This is a genomic window from Uruburuella suis, assembly GCF_004341385.1.
Taxonomy (GTDB): domain Bacteria; phylum Pseudomonadota; class Gammaproteobacteria; order Burkholderiales; family Neisseriaceae; genus Neisseria; species Neisseria suis.
Genome location: NZ_SLXE01000012.1, coordinates 20,055 through 36,524, shown reverse-complemented (window position 1 = coordinate 36,524; position 16,470 = coordinate 20,055). Strand labels below are relative to the sequence as shown.

At 57.3% G+C, this 16,470-nt stretch carries 15 protein-coding genes and 1 tRNA gene; 7 read left to right on the top strand and 9 right to left on the bottom strand.

Annotated elements, in window-relative coordinates; translation table 11 throughout:
* The first annotated feature begins 106 nt into the window (after positions 1-106).
* Both murI and EV680_RS05765 read left to right on the top strand, forming a co-directional pair.
* Positions 107-916 carry a glutamate racemase gene (gene murI / locus EV680_RS05770; RefSeq protein ID WP_132953791.1) on the top strand — a complete coding sequence of 270 codons (810 nt, stop codon included), beginning with the start codon at positions 107-109 and terminating at the stop codon, positions 914-916.
* 95 nt (positions 917-1,011) lie between these two features.
* On the top strand, positions 1,012-1,260 hold the full coding sequence (locus EV680_RS05765; protein WP_132953790.1) for a DUF1289 domain-containing protein: 249 nt from the start codon (positions 1,012-1,014) through the stop codon (positions 1,258-1,260).
* A 63-nt stretch (positions 1,261-1,323) separates the two neighbouring features.
* Here the strand turns inward: EV680_RS05765 and dsbD are convergent, their stop codons facing one another.
* Together dsbD and EV680_RS05755 are read right to left on the bottom strand one after the other, a co-directional pair.
* Positions 1,324-3,114, bottom strand: coding sequence for a protein-disulfide reductase DsbD (gene dsbD / locus EV680_RS05760; protein WP_132953789.1), 1,791 nt, complete (start codon positions 3,112-3,114; stop codon positions 1,324-1,326).
* 169 nt (positions 3,115-3,283) lie between these two features.
* Entirely contained in the window at positions 3,284-4,057 is a 774-nt protein-coding gene (locus EV680_RS05755) for an IclR family transcriptional regulator (protein ID WP_132953788.1), read from the bottom strand.
* A 184-nt stretch (positions 4,058-4,241) separates the two neighbouring features.
* Here EV680_RS05755 and gabT point away from each other — a divergent pair, with 184 nt between their 5' ends.
* From gabT to EV680_RS05740, 3 genes are all read left to right on the top strand, one after another.
* Positions 4,242-5,501: a 4-aminobutyrate--2-oxoglutarate transaminase gene (gene gabT / locus EV680_RS05750; RefSeq protein WP_132953787.1), complete on the top strand. Its 1,260-nt coding sequence runs from the start codon at positions 4,242-4,244 to the stop codon at positions 5,499-5,501.
* Between the two features lie 39 nt (positions 5,502-5,540).
* Positions 5,541-6,974 (top strand): NAD-dependent succinate-semialdehyde dehydrogenase, encoded by a 1,434-nt coding sequence (locus EV680_RS05745; protein ID WP_132953786.1) that lies wholly within the window; start codon positions 5,541-5,543, stop codon positions 6,972-6,974.
* 327 nt (positions 6,975-7,301) lie between these two features.
* A complete protein-coding gene (locus EV680_RS05740) occupies positions 7,302-8,504 on the top strand; it encodes an aromatic amino acid transport family protein (protein ID WP_132953785.1) in 1,203 nt (400 codons plus the stop codon).
* A gap of 86 nt (positions 8,505-8,590) precedes the next feature.
* On the opposite strand, the gene pncB is transcribed toward EV680_RS05740, so the two are convergent.
* From pncB to EV680_RS05720, 4 genes are all read right to left on the bottom strand, one after another.
* Complete coding sequence (gene pncB / locus EV680_RS05735) at positions 8,591-9,808, bottom strand: nicotinate phosphoribosyltransferase (protein ID WP_132953784.1); 1,218 nt, start codon at positions 9,806-9,808, stop codon at positions 8,591-8,593.
* 138 nt (positions 9,809-9,946) lie between these two features.
* On the bottom strand, positions 9,947-10,873 hold the full coding sequence (locus EV680_RS12085; protein ID WP_243650343.1) for a PaaI family thioesterase: 927 nt from the start codon (positions 10,871-10,873) through the stop codon (positions 9,947-9,949).
* A gap of 125 nt (positions 10,874-10,998) precedes the next feature.
* The gene (locus EV680_RS05725; RefSeq protein ID WP_132953783.1) at positions 10,999-11,865 is read right to left on the bottom strand and encodes a segregation and condensation protein A; all 867 of its coding nucleotides are present in this window, start codon (positions 11,863-11,865) and stop codon (positions 10,999-11,001) included.
* Positions 11,862-12,638 carry a tRNA threonylcarbamoyladenosine dehydratase gene (locus EV680_RS05720; RefSeq protein WP_132953782.1) on the bottom strand — a complete coding sequence of 259 codons (777 nt, stop codon included), beginning with the start codon at positions 12,636-12,638 and terminating at the stop codon, positions 11,862-11,864. Before EV680_RS05720 ends, EV680_RS05725 begins: the two co-directional genes overlap by 4 nt.
* 149 nt (positions 12,639-12,787) lie before the next feature.
* Between EV680_RS05720 and EV680_RS05715 the strand changes: the two genes are divergently transcribed.
* Positions 12,788-13,252 carry a universal stress protein gene (locus EV680_RS05715; protein ID WP_132953781.1) on the top strand — a complete coding sequence of 155 codons (465 nt, stop codon included), beginning with the start codon at positions 12,788-12,790 and terminating at the stop codon, positions 13,250-13,252.
* A gap of 162 nt (positions 13,253-13,414) precedes the next feature.
* A complete protein-coding gene (locus EV680_RS05710; protein WP_207894297.1) occupies positions 13,415-14,029 on the top strand; it encodes a glutathione binding-like protein in 615 nt (204 codons plus the stop codon).
* Positions 14,030-14,108: 79 nt separating this feature from the next.
* Here EV680_RS05710 and serB read toward each other — a convergent pair whose 3' ends face one another.
* The 3 genes from serB to EV680_RS05695 all read right to left on the bottom strand — a co-directional run bounded on the left by serB (position 14,109) and on the right by EV680_RS05695 (position 16,299).
* On the bottom strand, positions 14,109-14,933 hold the full coding sequence (serB, locus tag EV680_RS05705) for a phosphoserine phosphatase SerB (RefSeq protein WP_132953780.1): 825 nt from the start codon (positions 14,931-14,933) through the stop codon (positions 14,109-14,111).
* A gap of 125 nt (positions 14,934-15,058) precedes the next feature.
* A tRNA-Glu gene (locus EV680_RS05700) sits at positions 15,059-15,134 on the bottom strand.
* 106 nt (positions 15,135-15,240) lie between these two features.
* The gene (locus tag EV680_RS05695) at positions 15,241-16,299 is read right to left on the bottom strand and encodes an NAD(P)H-dependent flavin oxidoreductase (protein ID WP_132953779.1); all 1,059 of its coding nucleotides are present in this window, start codon (positions 16,297-16,299) and stop codon (positions 15,241-15,243) included.
* Between the last annotated feature and the right edge of the window lie 171 nt (positions 16,300-16,470).

Below are 16,470 nucleotides of genomic sequence, written 5' to 3'. Positions count from 1 at the left end.
TTCAGACGGCATTATTGAGGCGGCCTGTTTTTTTGAATGGAAATAATAACGATGCCGTCTGAAAAAGTTCAGACGGCCTTTAATGGTTTTGGATAAAGTCAACAATATGAGCAACAACAAACAACGCCCTATCGGCGTGTTCGATTCGGGGGTGGGCGGTCTCACCAATGTGCGCGCGCTGATGGAGCGGCTGCCGATGGAAAATATCGTGTATTTCGGCGACACCGCCCGTGTGCCTTACGGTGTGAAATCGCGCGCCACCATTGAAACCTTTACCGCCCAAATCGTTGAATTTCTGCTGCAAAACGATGTGAAGGCGCTGGTGATTGCCTGCAACACCATTGCCGCCGTGGCCGGCCAGAAAGTGCGCGCGATGGCGGGCAATATGCCGGTGCTCGACGTGATCACCGCCGGCGCCGAAGCGGCGCTTGCCACCACGCGCACCAACCATATCGGCGTGATGGCCACCAGCACCACGGTAAACAGCAATGCTTATGCCCGCGCCATCCACAGCCGCAACCCCGATGTGCGTGTGCAATCGCAGGCCTGCCCGCTGCTGGTGCCGCTGGTGGAAGAGGGCTGGCTCGATCACGAAGTTACCCGCCTCACCGCGCGCGAATACCTCAAGCCCTTGTTGGCCGACGATATCGACACCTTGGTGCTCGGCTGTACGCATTATCCGCTGCTCAAGCCTTTGCTGAAAGCAGAAGCGCCCGGCATCACGCTGGTGGATTCGGCGCTCACCACCGCCGAGGCGGCGGCGCAGGCTTTGGCCGCGGCCGATTTGCTCAACAGCGGCAACGGCAGCGCGGATTACCGCTTTTATGTGAGCGATATTCCGCTGCGTTTCCGCACCATAGGCGAGCGCTTTCTCGGCCGCAGCATGGAACAGATTGAAATGGTGTCGTTGGGTTGAGCACCACTTTCAGACGGCCTCAAACAATATCCGCTTGAAATAAAAAAGGTTTGCGGCACACAATAGCCGCCTCACTCAATGATACTGCCAAGCTTATGGAGCAACTGGAATTTTTCAGCATCCCCAGCCCCTGCATCGGCGTGTGTGCAGCCAACAGCAAGGGCTATTGCAAAGGCTGCCTGCGCAGCCGCGAAGAGCGCTTGTATTGGCTGAAGATGAACGATGTGCAAAAGCAGCAAGTGCTGCGACTGGTGGGCTTGCGCCGCCAGAAAATCCAGCGGCTGGCGTGGGAGCGGGGGCAGGCGCGGGTGGAATTGCCCGAGCAGATGGAGTTTGAGTTTTAGTTTGATTTTTTGTTGATAAGGCCGTCTGAAAATGCTTTCAGACGGCCTTATTGTTTGCTGCTTTTATTGCGCGTTTTGCCGATACCATTCAACAAACGCGGCCGGTTTCACAAAGCCCAGCAGCGCTTCGCTGCGGCGGCCGTCGGCATGCAGCACAAACACGCCGGGCGGGCCGAACAGGCCGTATTCTTTTAGCAAGGCTTGTTGTTCGGGCGTGTTGGCGGTGACGTCGATTTGGAAGAAGCGGTTCATGTCCACCGCATCATGCACTTCGGGCTGGTTGAGCGTGTAGGCGGCCATTTCTTTGCACGAAATGCACCAGTCGGCATAAAAATCGAGCAGCACCGGCCGGCTTGGGTCTGCCGCCAAAGCGGCCTGCATGGCGGCTTTCAATTCGCCCACATCGGTGTAGACATGGCCATGGCTGTCGGCTTCGGCCATCGCGGCCGGCGGCGTGAGGGTGAGAAAGCGGTGCAGCGTGGTGGTTTGCTGTTGGCTGCTCTGCCAGGCAAACCATGCGCCGCCCAGCAGCAGCGCCGTGCCCAAAAAGAGGCACACGTTTTTCAAGCGGCCGGCCATTTTCGGCGCTTGAGCAAGCAACAGGCCGGCGGGCAGCAGCATCAGCAGCGTGTAGAGTGCCACCACCAGCAAATAGGGCAGAAAAGGCGTGGCCAAATACACCGCCACCGCCAAGAGCACAAAGCCGAAAGCATATTTGATGCCGTTCATCCACACACCGGCTTTGGGCAGAATATGGCCGCCGAAGGTGCCGATGATAATCAGCGGCAGGCCGGTGCCGAGCGCCAAGGCATAAAGCGCCAAGCCGCCGAGCGCGGCATCGCCGGTTTGGCCGATATAGCCCAATGCAAAAGCCAAAGGAGGCGCCACGCAAGGGCCGATAATCAGCGCCGAGAGCATGCCCATCACAAACACCGAGGCGATTTTGCCGCCGCTCAATTTATTGCTTTGGTTTTGGAAATAGCTTTGCACGGCGGCGGGCAGCTGGATGCTGAAGAGGCCGAACATCGAGAGCGCAAGCACGACCATCAACGCAGCGGCCGCCAGCACCACCCACGGCTGTTGCAGCCACACGGTGAGCAGCGCGCCGGTGAGGCCGGCTATCACGCCGACCAAAGTGTAAGTGAGCGCCAGCCCCTGCACATACACCATCGAGAGCGCAAATGCGCGCCCTTTGGAAGCGGCTTTGTCGCCCACCACAATGCTCGACACAATCGGAATCAGCGGATACATACAGGCGGTGAAGCTCAGCCCCAAGCCCGCGAGAAAAAACGCCAATAAATTGGCGTTGAGCGTATCCCATGAAAGCTTGAAGCGGCTGCTCTCAGGTGCGCCGTCGGTCGGGCGCGATGCCGGAGCAGGCTGCAAAAAACGCTCTTTGGCGCTGGCGGGTGCTGCATCCGGCGCTTGATAGAGGCCGTTGCCGTCGATATCAAACGTGGTTTCCACCGGCGGATAGCACACGCCCACATCGGCGCAGCCTTGGTAGCTCAGCGTGAGCGTGTAGGGCGGCGGCGCAGGCTGCCGATAAGCCCAGTTGATTTGCGCGGCTTGATGGTAAACCGTTTGTCTGCCGAAAAATTCGTCTTCTTTCATTTCGCCGGGGCTGAATTGCGGCGCGGCAAGCAGCCCGGCAGGAGCGGTGTCGGCCAGCATTTTCGATTGATACATATAATAACCATCGGCAATGGCAAACTGCACGTTGATGCCTTGCTCGGTGGCGTTAACCTGCGGCACAAAAGCCTGCTCGGCCGGCAAGAGCTTCGATGCGTCAATGGCGTGGGCGCTGCCGGCCAGCGCGAAAAAAGCGGCCAAAAAGTAAAAGAGTTTTTTCATATTGTGCAAATCAAAAGTTCAGACGGCCTGAATGAAGGTGTGGTTATAAAGCCTTATTGAGGCGGCGTCAAATGGCAAGGGCGGCATAAGGTTTGCGCCGGATGAGCGATTATAAGCGCATCGGGCTGCCGTGGCACTTAGCCGAAAGTAGTGCGGCAGCCAAGCATTGCTATGCCGGCAACTGGCCGCCCAAGGTGCGTGTGAGCTGCGCGGCCAGCTTTTTCAACCCGTCCACCAAATGTTGGCGGGTTTTTTCATCGGCTTCCGCTTCAATCAGGCTGGCCGCCACGCCGAAGCGCGCCTGCCCTGCGTGGTCAAACACCGCCGTGCCGAAGCAGTGCATGCCGCGGCGCAGCTGGCCATCGTCGAGTGCATAGCCTTGGCGGCGGCAGCCGGCCAGCTCGTCGGCCAGCTCAGTGTGGCTTTGCACGCTGCGCTCGGTGTAGGGCGGCGGAAATTGCGGCAGCAGCGCCTGCACTTCGGCCGCGCTCAAGGCGCTCAGCATCATTTTGCCGGTGGCGGTAAACACCGCCGGCAGCTGCATGCCGATGCGGAAAGTGAAGCCCAGCGGCGATTGGCTGTTGCGGCAGGCCAAATACACCACTTGGTCGTTGCTGAGGGTGGAGAGCGTGAGCGTGTAGGGATCAAGCTCGGGCAGGCGGGCGATGGCTTCGTGAAATTCGGCCACAATATCTTGCTGTGCCAAAAAGCCGTTGGCCCAATACATCACATGCGCACCCAGCACAAAATGGCGCTCGTCGGCTTTGCGCAACAGGCCGGCGGCCAGCAGGCTGCCGATGAGGCCGTGCACCGAGCTGCGCGGCAAATCAAGCAATTTGGCGATTTCCGCGCCGCTCAAAGGTGTGGCTTCACGGGCAAGCAAATCGAGAATGCGCACCGCTTTATCAAGGGCGGGCACGGTGGAGGCAGATTTTTCAGACATTTTTATTGACTATTTTTATAAGATGGGGTTACATTTGTTCAGTATTTGAAATTGTTGTTCAATATATCGAACAATAAGCTGATTTAGATATTGTACTGAATCTGCGTTAATATTTCATGCGGTGTACAAACCTTTACCTTGTGCGCTGCGTTTATTCCGATTGACCCGATTGAAAGGAAGTGCCATGAGCGATTTGATTACCCGTATGCGTGAGGCTCTGCCCAACGGCGCCAGCGTGATGTGCGACTGGTTTGCCCAAAGTGCCGAAAATGCCACCATCACCGCCGCCGACGGCCGCAAGATCATTGATTTTGCCGGCGGCATCGGTGTGTTGAACACCGGCCACCGCCACCCGAAAGTGGCTGCTGCTGTGGCGGCGCAATTGGAAAAATTCACCCACACCGCTTTTCAGGTGGTGCCGTATGAAAGCTATGTGTTGCTGGCCGAGCGCATCAATAAGCTGGTGCCGATTGGCGGCAAAGTGAAAAGCCAATTCTTCTCCAGCGGCGCAGAGGCGGTGGAAAACGCGGTGAAAATCGCCCGCTCGGCCACGCGCCGCAACGGCGTGATTGCCTTTGGCGGTGCTTTTCACGGCCGCACCATGATGACGCTGGCACTTACCGGCAAGGTGCTGCCTTATCAAGCCGATTTCGGCGCCATGCCGGCCGGTGTGTTTCACGCGCTTTATCCGGCCGACACGCAAAACATCAGCGTGGCCGATGCGGTGAAAAGCATCAAACGCATTTTCAAAAGCGATATTCTGCCCACCGATGTTGCGGCGATTATTCTGGAGCCGGTGCAGGGCGAGGGCGGCTTTAATGTGTGCCCGCCCGAATTTATGCGTGCGGTGCGCGAAATTTGCGATGAACACGGCATTGTGATGATTGCCGACGAAGTGCAGGCCGGCTTCGGCCGCACCGGCAAATTGTTTGCGATGGAGCACTATGATGTGCAGCCCGACATCATCACCATGGCCAAAAGCATGGCCGGCGGCTTTGTGTTGAGCGGCGTGGCCGGCAAGGCGGAAATCATGGATGCGCCGCGCAAAGGCGGCCTCGGCGGCACTTATGCCGGCAACCCGCTGGGCGTGGCGGCGGCGATGGCGGTGCTGGATGTGATTGAAGAAGAAAAGCTGCTCGAGCGCTCGCAAGCTTTGGGCGCGCGGCTCACCGATTTTCTGCGCAATCTGAATGCGCCCGAAATCAGCGAAGTGCGCGGGCTGGGCTCGATGGTGGCGGCGGAATTCGGCGATGATGAAGCGCCCAACGGTGAATTTGCCGCCAAGGTGCAGAAGATCGCCATGCAAAACAACCTGCTGCTGCTCACTTGTGGCGCGCACGGCAATGTGATCCGCTTTTTATACCCGCTCACCATTGAAGATGAGCTGTTCGAGCAAGGCTTGGCGGTGTTGGAAAAAGCCATCGAACAAGCGCGCCAAGTTTGATTCAGACGGCCTCAAATTCATTTTAAAAAGGCAGAAGCCATGAAAAGCATAGAGCAATTATTGAATCATGCCGATGTGTCGTTTGAAGCGCTTTCAGACGGCATAGAAGTAACCAACCCAGCCACAGGCGGCACGGTGGCGTTTGTGCGCAAAACCTCGGCCGCAGCGCTCAACGAGTTGATCGGCCGCGCCGCTGCCGCGCAAAAAGCGTGGGCGGCGCAAACCGCGCTGGAGCGGGCCGATATTTTGTGGAACTGGTATCGGTTGCTGAAGGAAAACAAAGAAAACCTCGCCCGCATCATGACCATGGAGCAGGGCAAAAGCCTCACCGAATCGCGCGGTGAAATCGATTATGCCGCAGGCTTTATCCGCTGGTTTGCCGAAGAAGCGCGCCGCATCGACGGCGATATCCTCACCAGCGTGAAACCTTCGCAGAAAATGCTGGTAATCAAGCAGCCGGTGGGCGTTACCGCCGCCATCACGCCGTGGAATTTCCCCGCCGCCATGATCACCCGCAAAGCCGCGCCGGCGCTGGCGGTGGGCTGCGCCATGTTGGTGAAGCCGGCCAGCCAAACGCCGCTGAGCGCTTATGCGCAAGCCGTGCTGGCTTATGAAGCGGGCATTCCTGAAGACTTGTTTGTGATTGTCAACGGCAGCGCCGCCGAAATCAGCGATGTGTTTGCGCAAAACCCGATTATCCGCAAAATCAGCTTCACCGGTTCTACCGAAGTGGGCATCAAGATTTTCCGCAACGGTGCCGACCAAATCAAAAAGCTCAGCCTCGAATTGGGGGGCAACGCGCCCTTTATCGTGTTTGACGATGCCGATTTGGATAAAGCGGTGGAAGGCGCGCTGGCAAGCAAATTCCGCAACAGCGGCCAAACCTGTGTGTGCAGCAACCGCGTGTATGTGCAGGCGGGCGTGTATGAAGCGTTTTGCGCGCGCCTGGCCGAAAAAGTGGCCGCGTTCAAGCTGGGCAACGGCCTGGACGAAGGTGTGAACCAAGGGCCGCTGATTGAAGAAAAAGCGGTGCAAAAAGTGGAAGCACATATTGCCGATGCGTTGGCCAAAGGCGCAAGCTGCATCGCCGGCGGACAGCGAAGCAGCTTGGGCGGCACTTTTTTCGAGCCCACGGTGCTGCGTGATGTCACCGCCCAAATGCTGGTGGCGCACGATGAAACCTTCGGCCCTTTGTGCCCCGTGTTTAAGTTTCACAGCGAAGCAGAAGCGGTGGCAGCGGCAAACAACACCGAATTCGGCTTGGCCAGCTATTTCTACACCCAAGATGCCGCCCGCCAATGGCGCGTGGCCGAAGCGCTGGAATACGGCATGGTGGGCATCAACACCGGCTTAATCAGCAACGAAGTAGCACCTTTCGGCGGCGTGAAGCTCAGCGGCTTGGGGCGCGAGGGCAGCAAATACGGCGTGGAAGAATATCTGGAGATGAAATATATGTGTTTGGATGTGGGCTGATTTGATGTTGGTTCAGACGGCCTTTATGGCTATGCAATAAAAGCTTGAGGCCGTCTGAAAATCTATCGGGCGTGATAAGCGCCTGTCTTTAGTCCGGTATTCTTTTCATTTGAAACAGGCCGTCTGAACAAGACTGCATGTTGGCGCGACAGCATTTACCGGAATTTTAACTTTTAATATAAATCAGTGTGTTGCGCTGTTGATGCAACACGCGGGGCTGTTTGTATTCTGCATTTTCAGACGGCCTTGAAAACAAACGGATATAACAAGAAAACGTTGGGATTTCATCAGCAAGATAAATCATCAGCAAGATAAAGGAGCAATAAGATGTCAGACGTATTAAAAGCAGAAAAAATCACCTTTGCCGAAGGGGTGTTTATGATTGTGGGCACCAATATCGGCGCGGGCATTTTGTCGGTGTCGTATGCGGCGCGAAAAGCGGGCTATCTGCCTTTGCTGTTTTGGCTGGTGGTGGTGGGCATCATCACCACCATCACCATGCTTTATGTGGCCGAGGCCACGTTGCGCACCCGCCAGCACGAGCAGCTCAGCGGCCTGGCACGCCGCTATGTGGGCGGCTTCGGCTCGTGGCTGATGTTTGCATCGGTGACGGTGAATGCGCTGGGCGCGCTGATTGCCTATATGAGCGGCAGCGGCGATTTGATGCACGCGCTTTTCGGCATCGATCGGCGTTTGGGCAGCGTGTTGTTTTTTATTCCGGCCGCGCTGATTCTGGTGCTGGGCCTGAAAGCGCTGGGGCGCAGTGAAAAAGTGATTACCTCGCTGATGATTGCCATGCTCGCCGTGCTGATTGGCGCAACTTTGGTGTTTCCCACCACCGATTTCAGCCATTTGCTCGATGGCAACTGGCTTTATATGGTGCCGGTGTTTAACTTGGTGGTGTTTATTTATTGCGCCCAATATATCGTGCCGGAAATGGCGCGCGGCTTGTCGCATGCGCCCAAAAAGCTGCCGCGTGCCATCATTACCGGCATGTTTGTGACTTTTGCGCTGATTGCGTTGGTGCCTTTGTCGGTGATTTCGCTCAACGGCCTCGACCACATCAGCCAAGTGGCCACCATTAGCTGGGGCACGGCGCTGGGTAGCTGGGCGTTTTTCATGGCCAACAGCTTTGCCTTGTGCGCGATGCTCACTTCTTATTGGGGCATAGGCGGCAGCTTTTTGAGCAATATCGCCGACCGCTTCAGCCTGCCCATCGACAGCAAAATGAACGTGCGCTTAGGCGTGGTGGCGTTGGTGGTGATACCGCCCTTTATCTTGGCTTACAGCGGCTTGGTGGGCTTTGTGGATGCGCTTTATTTCGTGGGCGTGTTCAGCGGCGTGGTGCTGAGCATCGTGCCTTATCTGATTGTGCGCGGCGCACGCCGCACCGGCAATAAAACGCCCGAATGGCATTGCCCGGCCTGGATGACGCACCCGCTGATTTATCTCACCATTTTCCTGCTCTACAGCTCGAGCGCGGTGTATGCCGTGTTGGCGAAAATGAGCTTGCTGCCGTCGGGTTGGTAAGGATTGGCAGATTGAAAACAGGCCGTCTGAAAGGTTTCAGACGGCCTGTTTGGTTTGGATAAAAAAGTTTGGATAACAAGCAGATATTATTCGGTTTTCGGCGCCGGGATTTCAAATACTTGGCGCAGATAAGCCAAGAAGGTGTCGTTGTCGGTCATGGTTTTGCCGGGGCTGTCGGAGAGCTTGGCCACTGATTGGCCGTTGCATTCCACGAGTTTCAACACGATGTTGAGCGGGGTGTGGCCCATGTCGTTGGTGAGGTTGGTGCCGATGCCGAAGCTGGTTTTGAAGCGGCTTTTGAAATATTCGTGCAAGCCCCATGATTTTTCGATGGTGAGGCTGTCGCTGAAAGTGAGCATTTTGGTGCGGCTGTCGATTTTCAGCTTTTTGTAGTGGCGGTAGGCTTTGTCGCCCCAGGCATAAGGGTCGCCGCTGTCGTGGCGCAAGCCGTCGAAGAGTTTGGCGAAATAAAGGTCGAAATCGCGCAAGAAAGCATCCATGCCCACCACATCGGTGAGCGCGATGCCCAAGTCGCCGCGGTATTCGTGCACCCAGGCTTCGAGCGCGGCTTTTTGGAAATCGCGCAAGCGCACATCCAGCGCCTGAAAAGCCTGCAAAAATTCGTGCGCCATGGTGCCGATGGGGGTGATGCCGAGCTTTTTGGCCAGATAAACATTGCTGGTGCCGCGGAAAATATCGGGCACGGCTTCGTGCAGGGTTTTCACCACATGCTCCTGCCAGGCCAGCGTGTAGCGGCGGCGGGTGCCGAAATCGGAAATCAGAAAAGGCGGCTCGCGCGGGTCTTGGCGGCTGTCGAGCGCTTCGAGCAGCGCCACTTTGGCCTCAAGGCGGCGGCGGCCTTCTTTGAGCACTTCGGGGGTTTCGAGGCGGCGGAAATAAAGCTCGTTTACAATTGCCAGCGTGAAAATCTCAAAAAACATCGCCTGAATAATCGGGCCTTCTACTTTGATATTGAGGCGGCCGTGCTCATCGGTGTGCACTTTGATAAAGCGGCGCTTGAGCTGGAACAATTCCAAATAATCCACAAAATCGCTTTTGATAAAGCGCATTTTGCGCAGATAGGCCAATTCATCCTGCGCCAACTTCAATTCGCACAAAGCATCCAGCTCGCGTTCGAGCTCTTCTTTGATGTCGGCCAGCGGGTAAACGGTTTCATCGTTGTTGCGGCAGCGGAATTCATACACGCCGTGCGCTTGTGGAAATTGGTGCAGCACCACTTGCAGCATGGTGAATTTGTATAAATCGGTGTCGAGCAGGGAATGGATAATGGGCGTGTGCGACATGATGAGAATGATTCTTGTCGGTTGGTGATGGGCTATTAAACCATGTTTCGGCTTGTTTGGGTATGCGATATGACCAAAAGGCAAGGTTTAATCAAGAGGCCGTCTGAAAGGTTTCAGACGGCCTCTTGATTTACTTGATTACGGCATTTGGAAATGGCAGCGTGCCACGGCAAAAGGTTTGCTTTCGTCGGCCTGCCAAGCTTCGACGGCGATGTTGGTGATGCGGCTGCCTTGGCGGGTGAGAATGCAGCGGGCGTAGGCGGTGTCGGCTTTGGCCGAGCGCAGATAGTCGAGCGAGAAATCAATCATTTTCGGCAATTCGCTAAGCTCGGCTTGCTCGTATAAATAAAGCGCGGCGCAGCTTTCCATAAAGCCGCCGATCAGGCCGCCGTGCAGCGCGGGCAGGAATATATTGCCGATTAAATCGGGCCGGTAAGGCAGGGCATAAAGGCGGCCGGCGGCGTCGGTGCCGGTTTGCAGGCCGATAAAGGCGGCATAAGGCATCAGGGTGGCGCTCTTTGCAATGAGTTCGGCATCGGCATGAAAATGGGCACCGGTGGCAGATGGCGGGGGAAACGGCGCGGGGCTGTTTTGCTGTTGCGCCAAAAAGGCGGCCAGCTGCTGCTTTTCAGCATTTTCCAGCGGCGTGCGCATAAAGGTGGCGGTGCCCAGCGCCACGGGATCGCTTTGGCCTTCCTGATAACACAGCGTGCGCACAAACGCCACTTGGCCGGCCAAGCGGTAGCAGGTGGATTTGGCCTGCACGGCGCGGTCGGTGAGGGCGGGGTGCATATAGTCGATGCGCATATCGAGTGTGGCAAGCACTTCGTAATCGGGCAGGTGCGCGGCCACGGCGCTGGCAGAGGCCACGTCCACCAGCGCGGTGATTACACCGCCGTGTATGGTGCCCTCAGAGCCTCGGCCGGCCAAGTCGGCGCGGTTGGCCACGCTGAGTACGGGTTGGTCGTGTTCGGTGCACACGGCCTGCAAATCGATGGCGCGGCAATGCGGCAGGCTCAGATAGTGGTCGGATAAATGCCGGTAAACGGCCGGATTTTGCGGCATGGCTGCTCCTTTGCAGATTGTTGTTTTGTTGTTGCCCGAGGCCGTCTGAAAGCTTTCAGACGGCCTCGGGCTTATTTTTATCGCCAACCGAAAATAAGCGAAAGCGTTGCTTCGTTACCTTATTTTCAGATTGGATGCGATTCGGTTTCGGCTTCGGTGCCGTCTGAAAGCGGCCACGCTGCGCCGCCGTCTTGGCTGTGGATTTCGATTTCGGCAAAGCCCTCGGCTTGGGTGATGCGCACCAAGCCTTCTTTGGCCAATTCCAAAAGCGCGATAAAGTTCACCACCACCAAAGCCACGCCTTGTTCGGGGCGGAATAATTGGTGAAACAGGCAGCCGCCCTCGCGCAGGCGGCGCAAAATGGCGCTCATCTGCGCGCGCACCGATAGCGCTTCGCGCACCACTTCGTGGCTGCGGGTGTGTTTGGCGCGCGATAAAATCGCCAGCCAGGCTTGGCTGAGGTCGGCAATCTGCACATCGGGCAGGCGCGCTTCCACGGCGATTTCCAGCGGCAGATAAGCCCAGGCGAAATCGCGGCCGGCGCGCGGCAGCGCATCGAGGCCGGCGGCGGCGCGCTTCATCTGCTCATAAGCCAAGAGGCGGCGCACCAATTCGGCGCGCGGGTCGGCGGCTTCGTCTTCTTCGATATTTTCAGGCTGCGGCAGCAACAGCCGCGATTTGATTTCGATGAGCACCGCCGCCATCAAAAGATATTCGGCGGCAAGATCGAATTGGTGCGTGTCCATCTGTGCGATGTAGTGCAGATATTGCTCGGTGATTTTCATCATCGGAATATCGAGCACATCGATGTTTTGCTTGCGGATGAGATACAAAAGCAAATCCAGCGGCCCCTGAAAGCTGTGTAACACCACTTTCAAGGCATCGGGCGGGATAAACAAATCTTGCGGCATATCGGTAACGGGCTGGCCGAACACCCACGCCAATGCGTGTTCAGACGGCCTGATTTCGGCACGCTCGACAGCGGTGCTCATGGCCGGCCGCCGATATGATCGATGGCCGCTTGCGCACAATGCAGGCCGAATGAAGCCGTTACCAGCATGCTGGCGCCGTAGCCTGCGCACGACAAACCTTGCGGCGCGGCATCGGTTTCGCAGGCCTCGCCGGCTTGCGGCGGGGTGATGTTTTCGGTGGAATACACGCAGGGCACGCGCATTTTCGCTTGGGTGTCGCGCGGGAAACCATAGCGCTTGCGCAAGGTGTAGCGCAGGTTGGCCAATAAAGGGTCGTGGGTGACGCGGCTCAAATCGGCGCTTTGAATCAGCGCCGGATTTTTCTGGCCGCCCGCGCCGCCGCTGAGCACAAAAGGCTGCTTGTGGCGCACAAAATAATCGGCCATCGCCGCTTTCACGCGCACTTGGTCGATGGCGTCTATCACAAAATCAAAAGGCCGTCTGAAAAGCGCCGGCAGGTTTTCTTCGCTCACAAAATCTTCGATTTCCACCACTTCGCAAGCCGGGTTGATCTGCACAATGCGCTCGTGCAGCGCCGCCACTTTGGCCTTGCCGAAATCATCGGTGAGCGCGTGCAACTGGCGGTTGACATTCGATTCGGCAATATTGTCCAAATCAATCAGCGTAAGACGGCCGATGCCCGAGCGCGCCAGCGCTTCCACAGCCCACGAGCCCACGCCGCCCACGCCCACCACGCACACATGCGCCGCGGCAAAACGTGCCAAAGCTTCGTTGCCATATAAACGGGCGATGCCGCCGAAGCGGCGGCCGGGGGCGCAAACAGGTGCAGACATAACAAGCCTTGTGATAAATCAAAATTAAATGAAAAAAGGGTGGCAAATCGGCCAACGCGTATTATACTGCAAGCCTGAAACGAATCCCACTTTCACCACACAGGCCGGCAGCCGCCGCCCATTCTGATTCAAGCAATAAGGAGAAAAATATGTACAAACATTTAGTTGTTGCGGTAGACGGCAGCGCCACTGCGCTCAATGCCCTCAAACACGCCGCCGATCTGGCCAGCGCAATCAACGCCAAGCTTACGCTGGTGAACGTGGCCAATCCCGCCGAATATATGGCGCTGGCGCCGGAATTTCTGCAACACGAAAGCTATGAAGCCGCCGCCGTGGCGCAGGGCAACGAAGTGCTGGATTTTGCCGTGAAAACCGCGCAAGACTTAGGCGTGGCCGATGTGCAGAAGCATTTGCTGGTGGCCAACAAAGGCGCACGCGAAATGGCGCAAGAGCTGGTGGATTATGCCGATGAGCAAGGCGCCAATCTGCTTGTGCTCGGCACCCACGGCCGCACCGGCCTGATGCATTTGCTGATGGGCAGCTTTGCCGAAACCGTGATGCGCCAAAGCCATCTGCCGCTGCTGGTAATCCGCAGCGAAGATGAAGATGAATAAGCCCGATTTCGGGCTATGAAAAAAGCAGAGGCCGTCTGAAAGCGATTCAGACGGCCTGTTTTGCTTCTGAACAGCATTCAATGGGGCTTGCTTGATAACACGATAAGCAGGCCGTCTGATACCATGTTTGTCTGCTTGAATACTTGAATAAAGGATACCGCCATGTTGAAACTCTATTACCTGCCCGGCGCCTGCTCGTTGGTGCCGCACACCGCGCTGGAATGGATCGGTGTGGATTTTGACGCACAAGCCGTCGACCACACCATCATCAAATCGCCCGAATATCTTGCCCTCAACCCCAACGGCCAAGTGCCGCTGCTGCAAGAAGGCAGCTGGACGCTCACGCAAAACGTGGCGATTCTCGATTACCTGAACGATGTTTATCCGCAGGCCAAGCTCTACGGCAGCGGCGATGCCCGCGCCGTGGCTCGCGCCCGCGAATGGCTGGCATTTTTAAACGCCGATTTGCACAAAGCCTTCAGCCTGATTTTCGGCGCGGCGCGTTTTTCCGAAGATGAAAGCGTGCAAAACGCCGTGCGCCAGGCTGCCACCGCACAAGCGCTCACGCTGCTGGCGCGCACCGACCGTGCGCTGGCCGCGCAAGATTATCTGACCGGCGAACGCACCATTGCCGATGTGTATCTGTATGTGATTTTGCGCTGGGCATATGCGCTCAAGCTCGATTTGAGCGGCATGAGCGCATTGCCGGGCTTTTTCGAGCGCATAGAAGCCGATGCCGGTGTGCAGGCCGCGCTCAAGCAGCAAGGTTTGCTGTGATTGGTTTGAATGCACCAAAACAGGCCGTCTGAAGCTTCAGACGGCCTGTTTGATAAGGTTTGATTTAATCCGCCGATGCTCAGCGAAAGCAGCCGCGCACGGCTTCCAGCCCGCCAAACTGAATGCACACATCGGCCGCAGCCTGCGTCTTGGGTTTGGCGCGATAAGCCACGCCTATGCCGGCGGCGCGCAACATCGGAATATCGTTGGCACCATCGCCCATGGCCAGCACTTGCTGCGGCTGCAAGCCCAGCATGTGGCGGTGTTGCAGCAATAAATCGGCCTTGGCTTGGGCATCGATAATGCGGCCTGTCAAGCGGCCGGTGAGCACGCCGCCTTCGATTTCCAACACATTGGCAAACGCATAATCCAGCCCCAATTGCTGCTGCAAACGTTCGGTGAAAAAGGTGAAACCGCCCGACACCAACATAAATTTCACATCATGGCGCTTGCATTCGGCCAGCAGATATTCCGCGCCGGGTGAGAGTGAAAGCACGTTGTCATACACATTCTGCAACACCTCTTCAGGCAAACCTTTGAGCAAAGCCACGCGCTGGCGCAGCGACTGTTCGAAATCCAATTCGCCGCGCATCGAACGCTCGGTAATCTCGGCCACTTCCGCTTTCAAGCCCACGCCGGCGGCAATTTCATCCACACATTCAATGGTAATCAGCGTGGAATCCATATCGCTCACAATCAACCCCAAATCGGCAAACGATTGGTCGGGCAAGAGCGCATAATCAATCTGCTGGCGTGCCAAAATGGCCTTGGCTGCCTCGGGTAGCACAAATCCTGCCGGCACATCAATGCGCACCACGCGCTCGGAATAAGGGACAAGCTTGGGGAAATCAGACAAATCGCAAGAAGCAATATCAGGGTGTTGCAAAACCAAAACATGCGGCATGATGCGTCTCTTTTCAAGATAAAACAGTAGGATTATAGCGCCAAAGTGAAGAACATGGCCGTTTGAAACAGCAACTTGCATAAGCAAAAACGCTTTTTACACAGCGTAAAAAGCGTTTGGCAAGTTGGCACGCCCACGGGGATTCGAACCCCGGTTGCCGCCGTGAAAGGGCAGTGTCCTAGGCCTCTAGACGATGGGCGCGTAACCGAATCGCGAACTATAACGAAAGCGCCTGTTATTGTCAATGTGGCGGCGGGAGGAATAGTGCGGCAATAGTCGGGTGCGGTGCGGTTTGAGTCGGTTTGGTTTATGGCGCGGCAAAGCCTGCTGCGAGCTGCTCAATAATGTTGGCTGTGCTGCCGCTTTGTGCCAAGGGGGCGTTTTGGCCGGCCCACAACGATGAAAATTCATCCGAGCCTTGCGCTTCGGCGGCGGCTTTCAATGGCGCTGAAGCGGCTTGGGCCAGCGGAAAGGGCGGGGCGGCGGCGCTGATGGGGCCGGCTTCGCGCATAAAGCGGTTGACGATGCCGCGCGCATAGCCGCCGCTGAAAAGATTGGTGAGCGCAGTGTGTTCGGCGCGCGGGCTTTGCAGGGCGGCGCGGTGCAGGGCGGAGGTGTCGGCTTCGTCGGCGAGCATCAGCGCGGTGCCGATTTGGATGCCGGCGGCGCCCAATTGGCGCGCGGCGTGCGCGGTGGCGGCGTTGCTGACGCCGCCGGTGGCCACCACCGGCACGCGCACGGCGGCGCAAATTTGCGGCAGCAGGCTGAATGTGCCCGCTTGGGTGTTTAAATCGCGGTTGAGAAACATGCCGCGGTGGCCGCCGGCTTCGAGGCCTTGGGCGATGATGATGTCGGCACCATGCTCTTCGAGCCAGCGCGCTTCGGCCACGGTGGTGGCGCTGGACATCACCACGCTGCCGGCGGCTTTCACCTGCTCGAGCAGCTGAGGTTCGGGCAGGCCGAAATGAAAGCTCACCACGGGAATGCGGTAGGCTGCCACGATATCGGCCTGCTCGCGGCTAAATGGCTGTCGGCCGCCGCCGGTGGCGATATCGTGTTCGCTGAGGCCGAATTCGCGGTAAAACGGCATCAATGCCTGCAACCAGCGCGCTTGTTGCGCCGCATCGGGCGCGGGCTGGCGGTGGGCAAAAAAGTTGACGTTGTAAGGCTGATCAGTGCCGGCTTGAAGGGCATCGAGCTCGGCGCAGAGTTTTTCGGGTGTGAGCATGGCGGCCGGCAACGAGCCGAGTGCGCCGGCGCGGCAGGCGGCAAGAGCGAGCCGGCTACCTTGCACGCCGGCCATCGGCGCTTGAATCACGGGCAGGCGGCAGCCGAGCAGCTGCAACAGGTTTGCGGTGGGGTTCATGGGTTTTCTTTGTGGATGCGTAGGCTGAAAAAGGTAGCATAAAGCGGTGCGCTGCGGCAAGCTGGTTTGAATGTTTCAGACGACATGATGTGGGCTCGGGTGAATTGCATTCATTCGAAAAGCACGCTTACCAAGCAAACCAACGCGGCTCGTTTTTTGGTGGGCATCAGC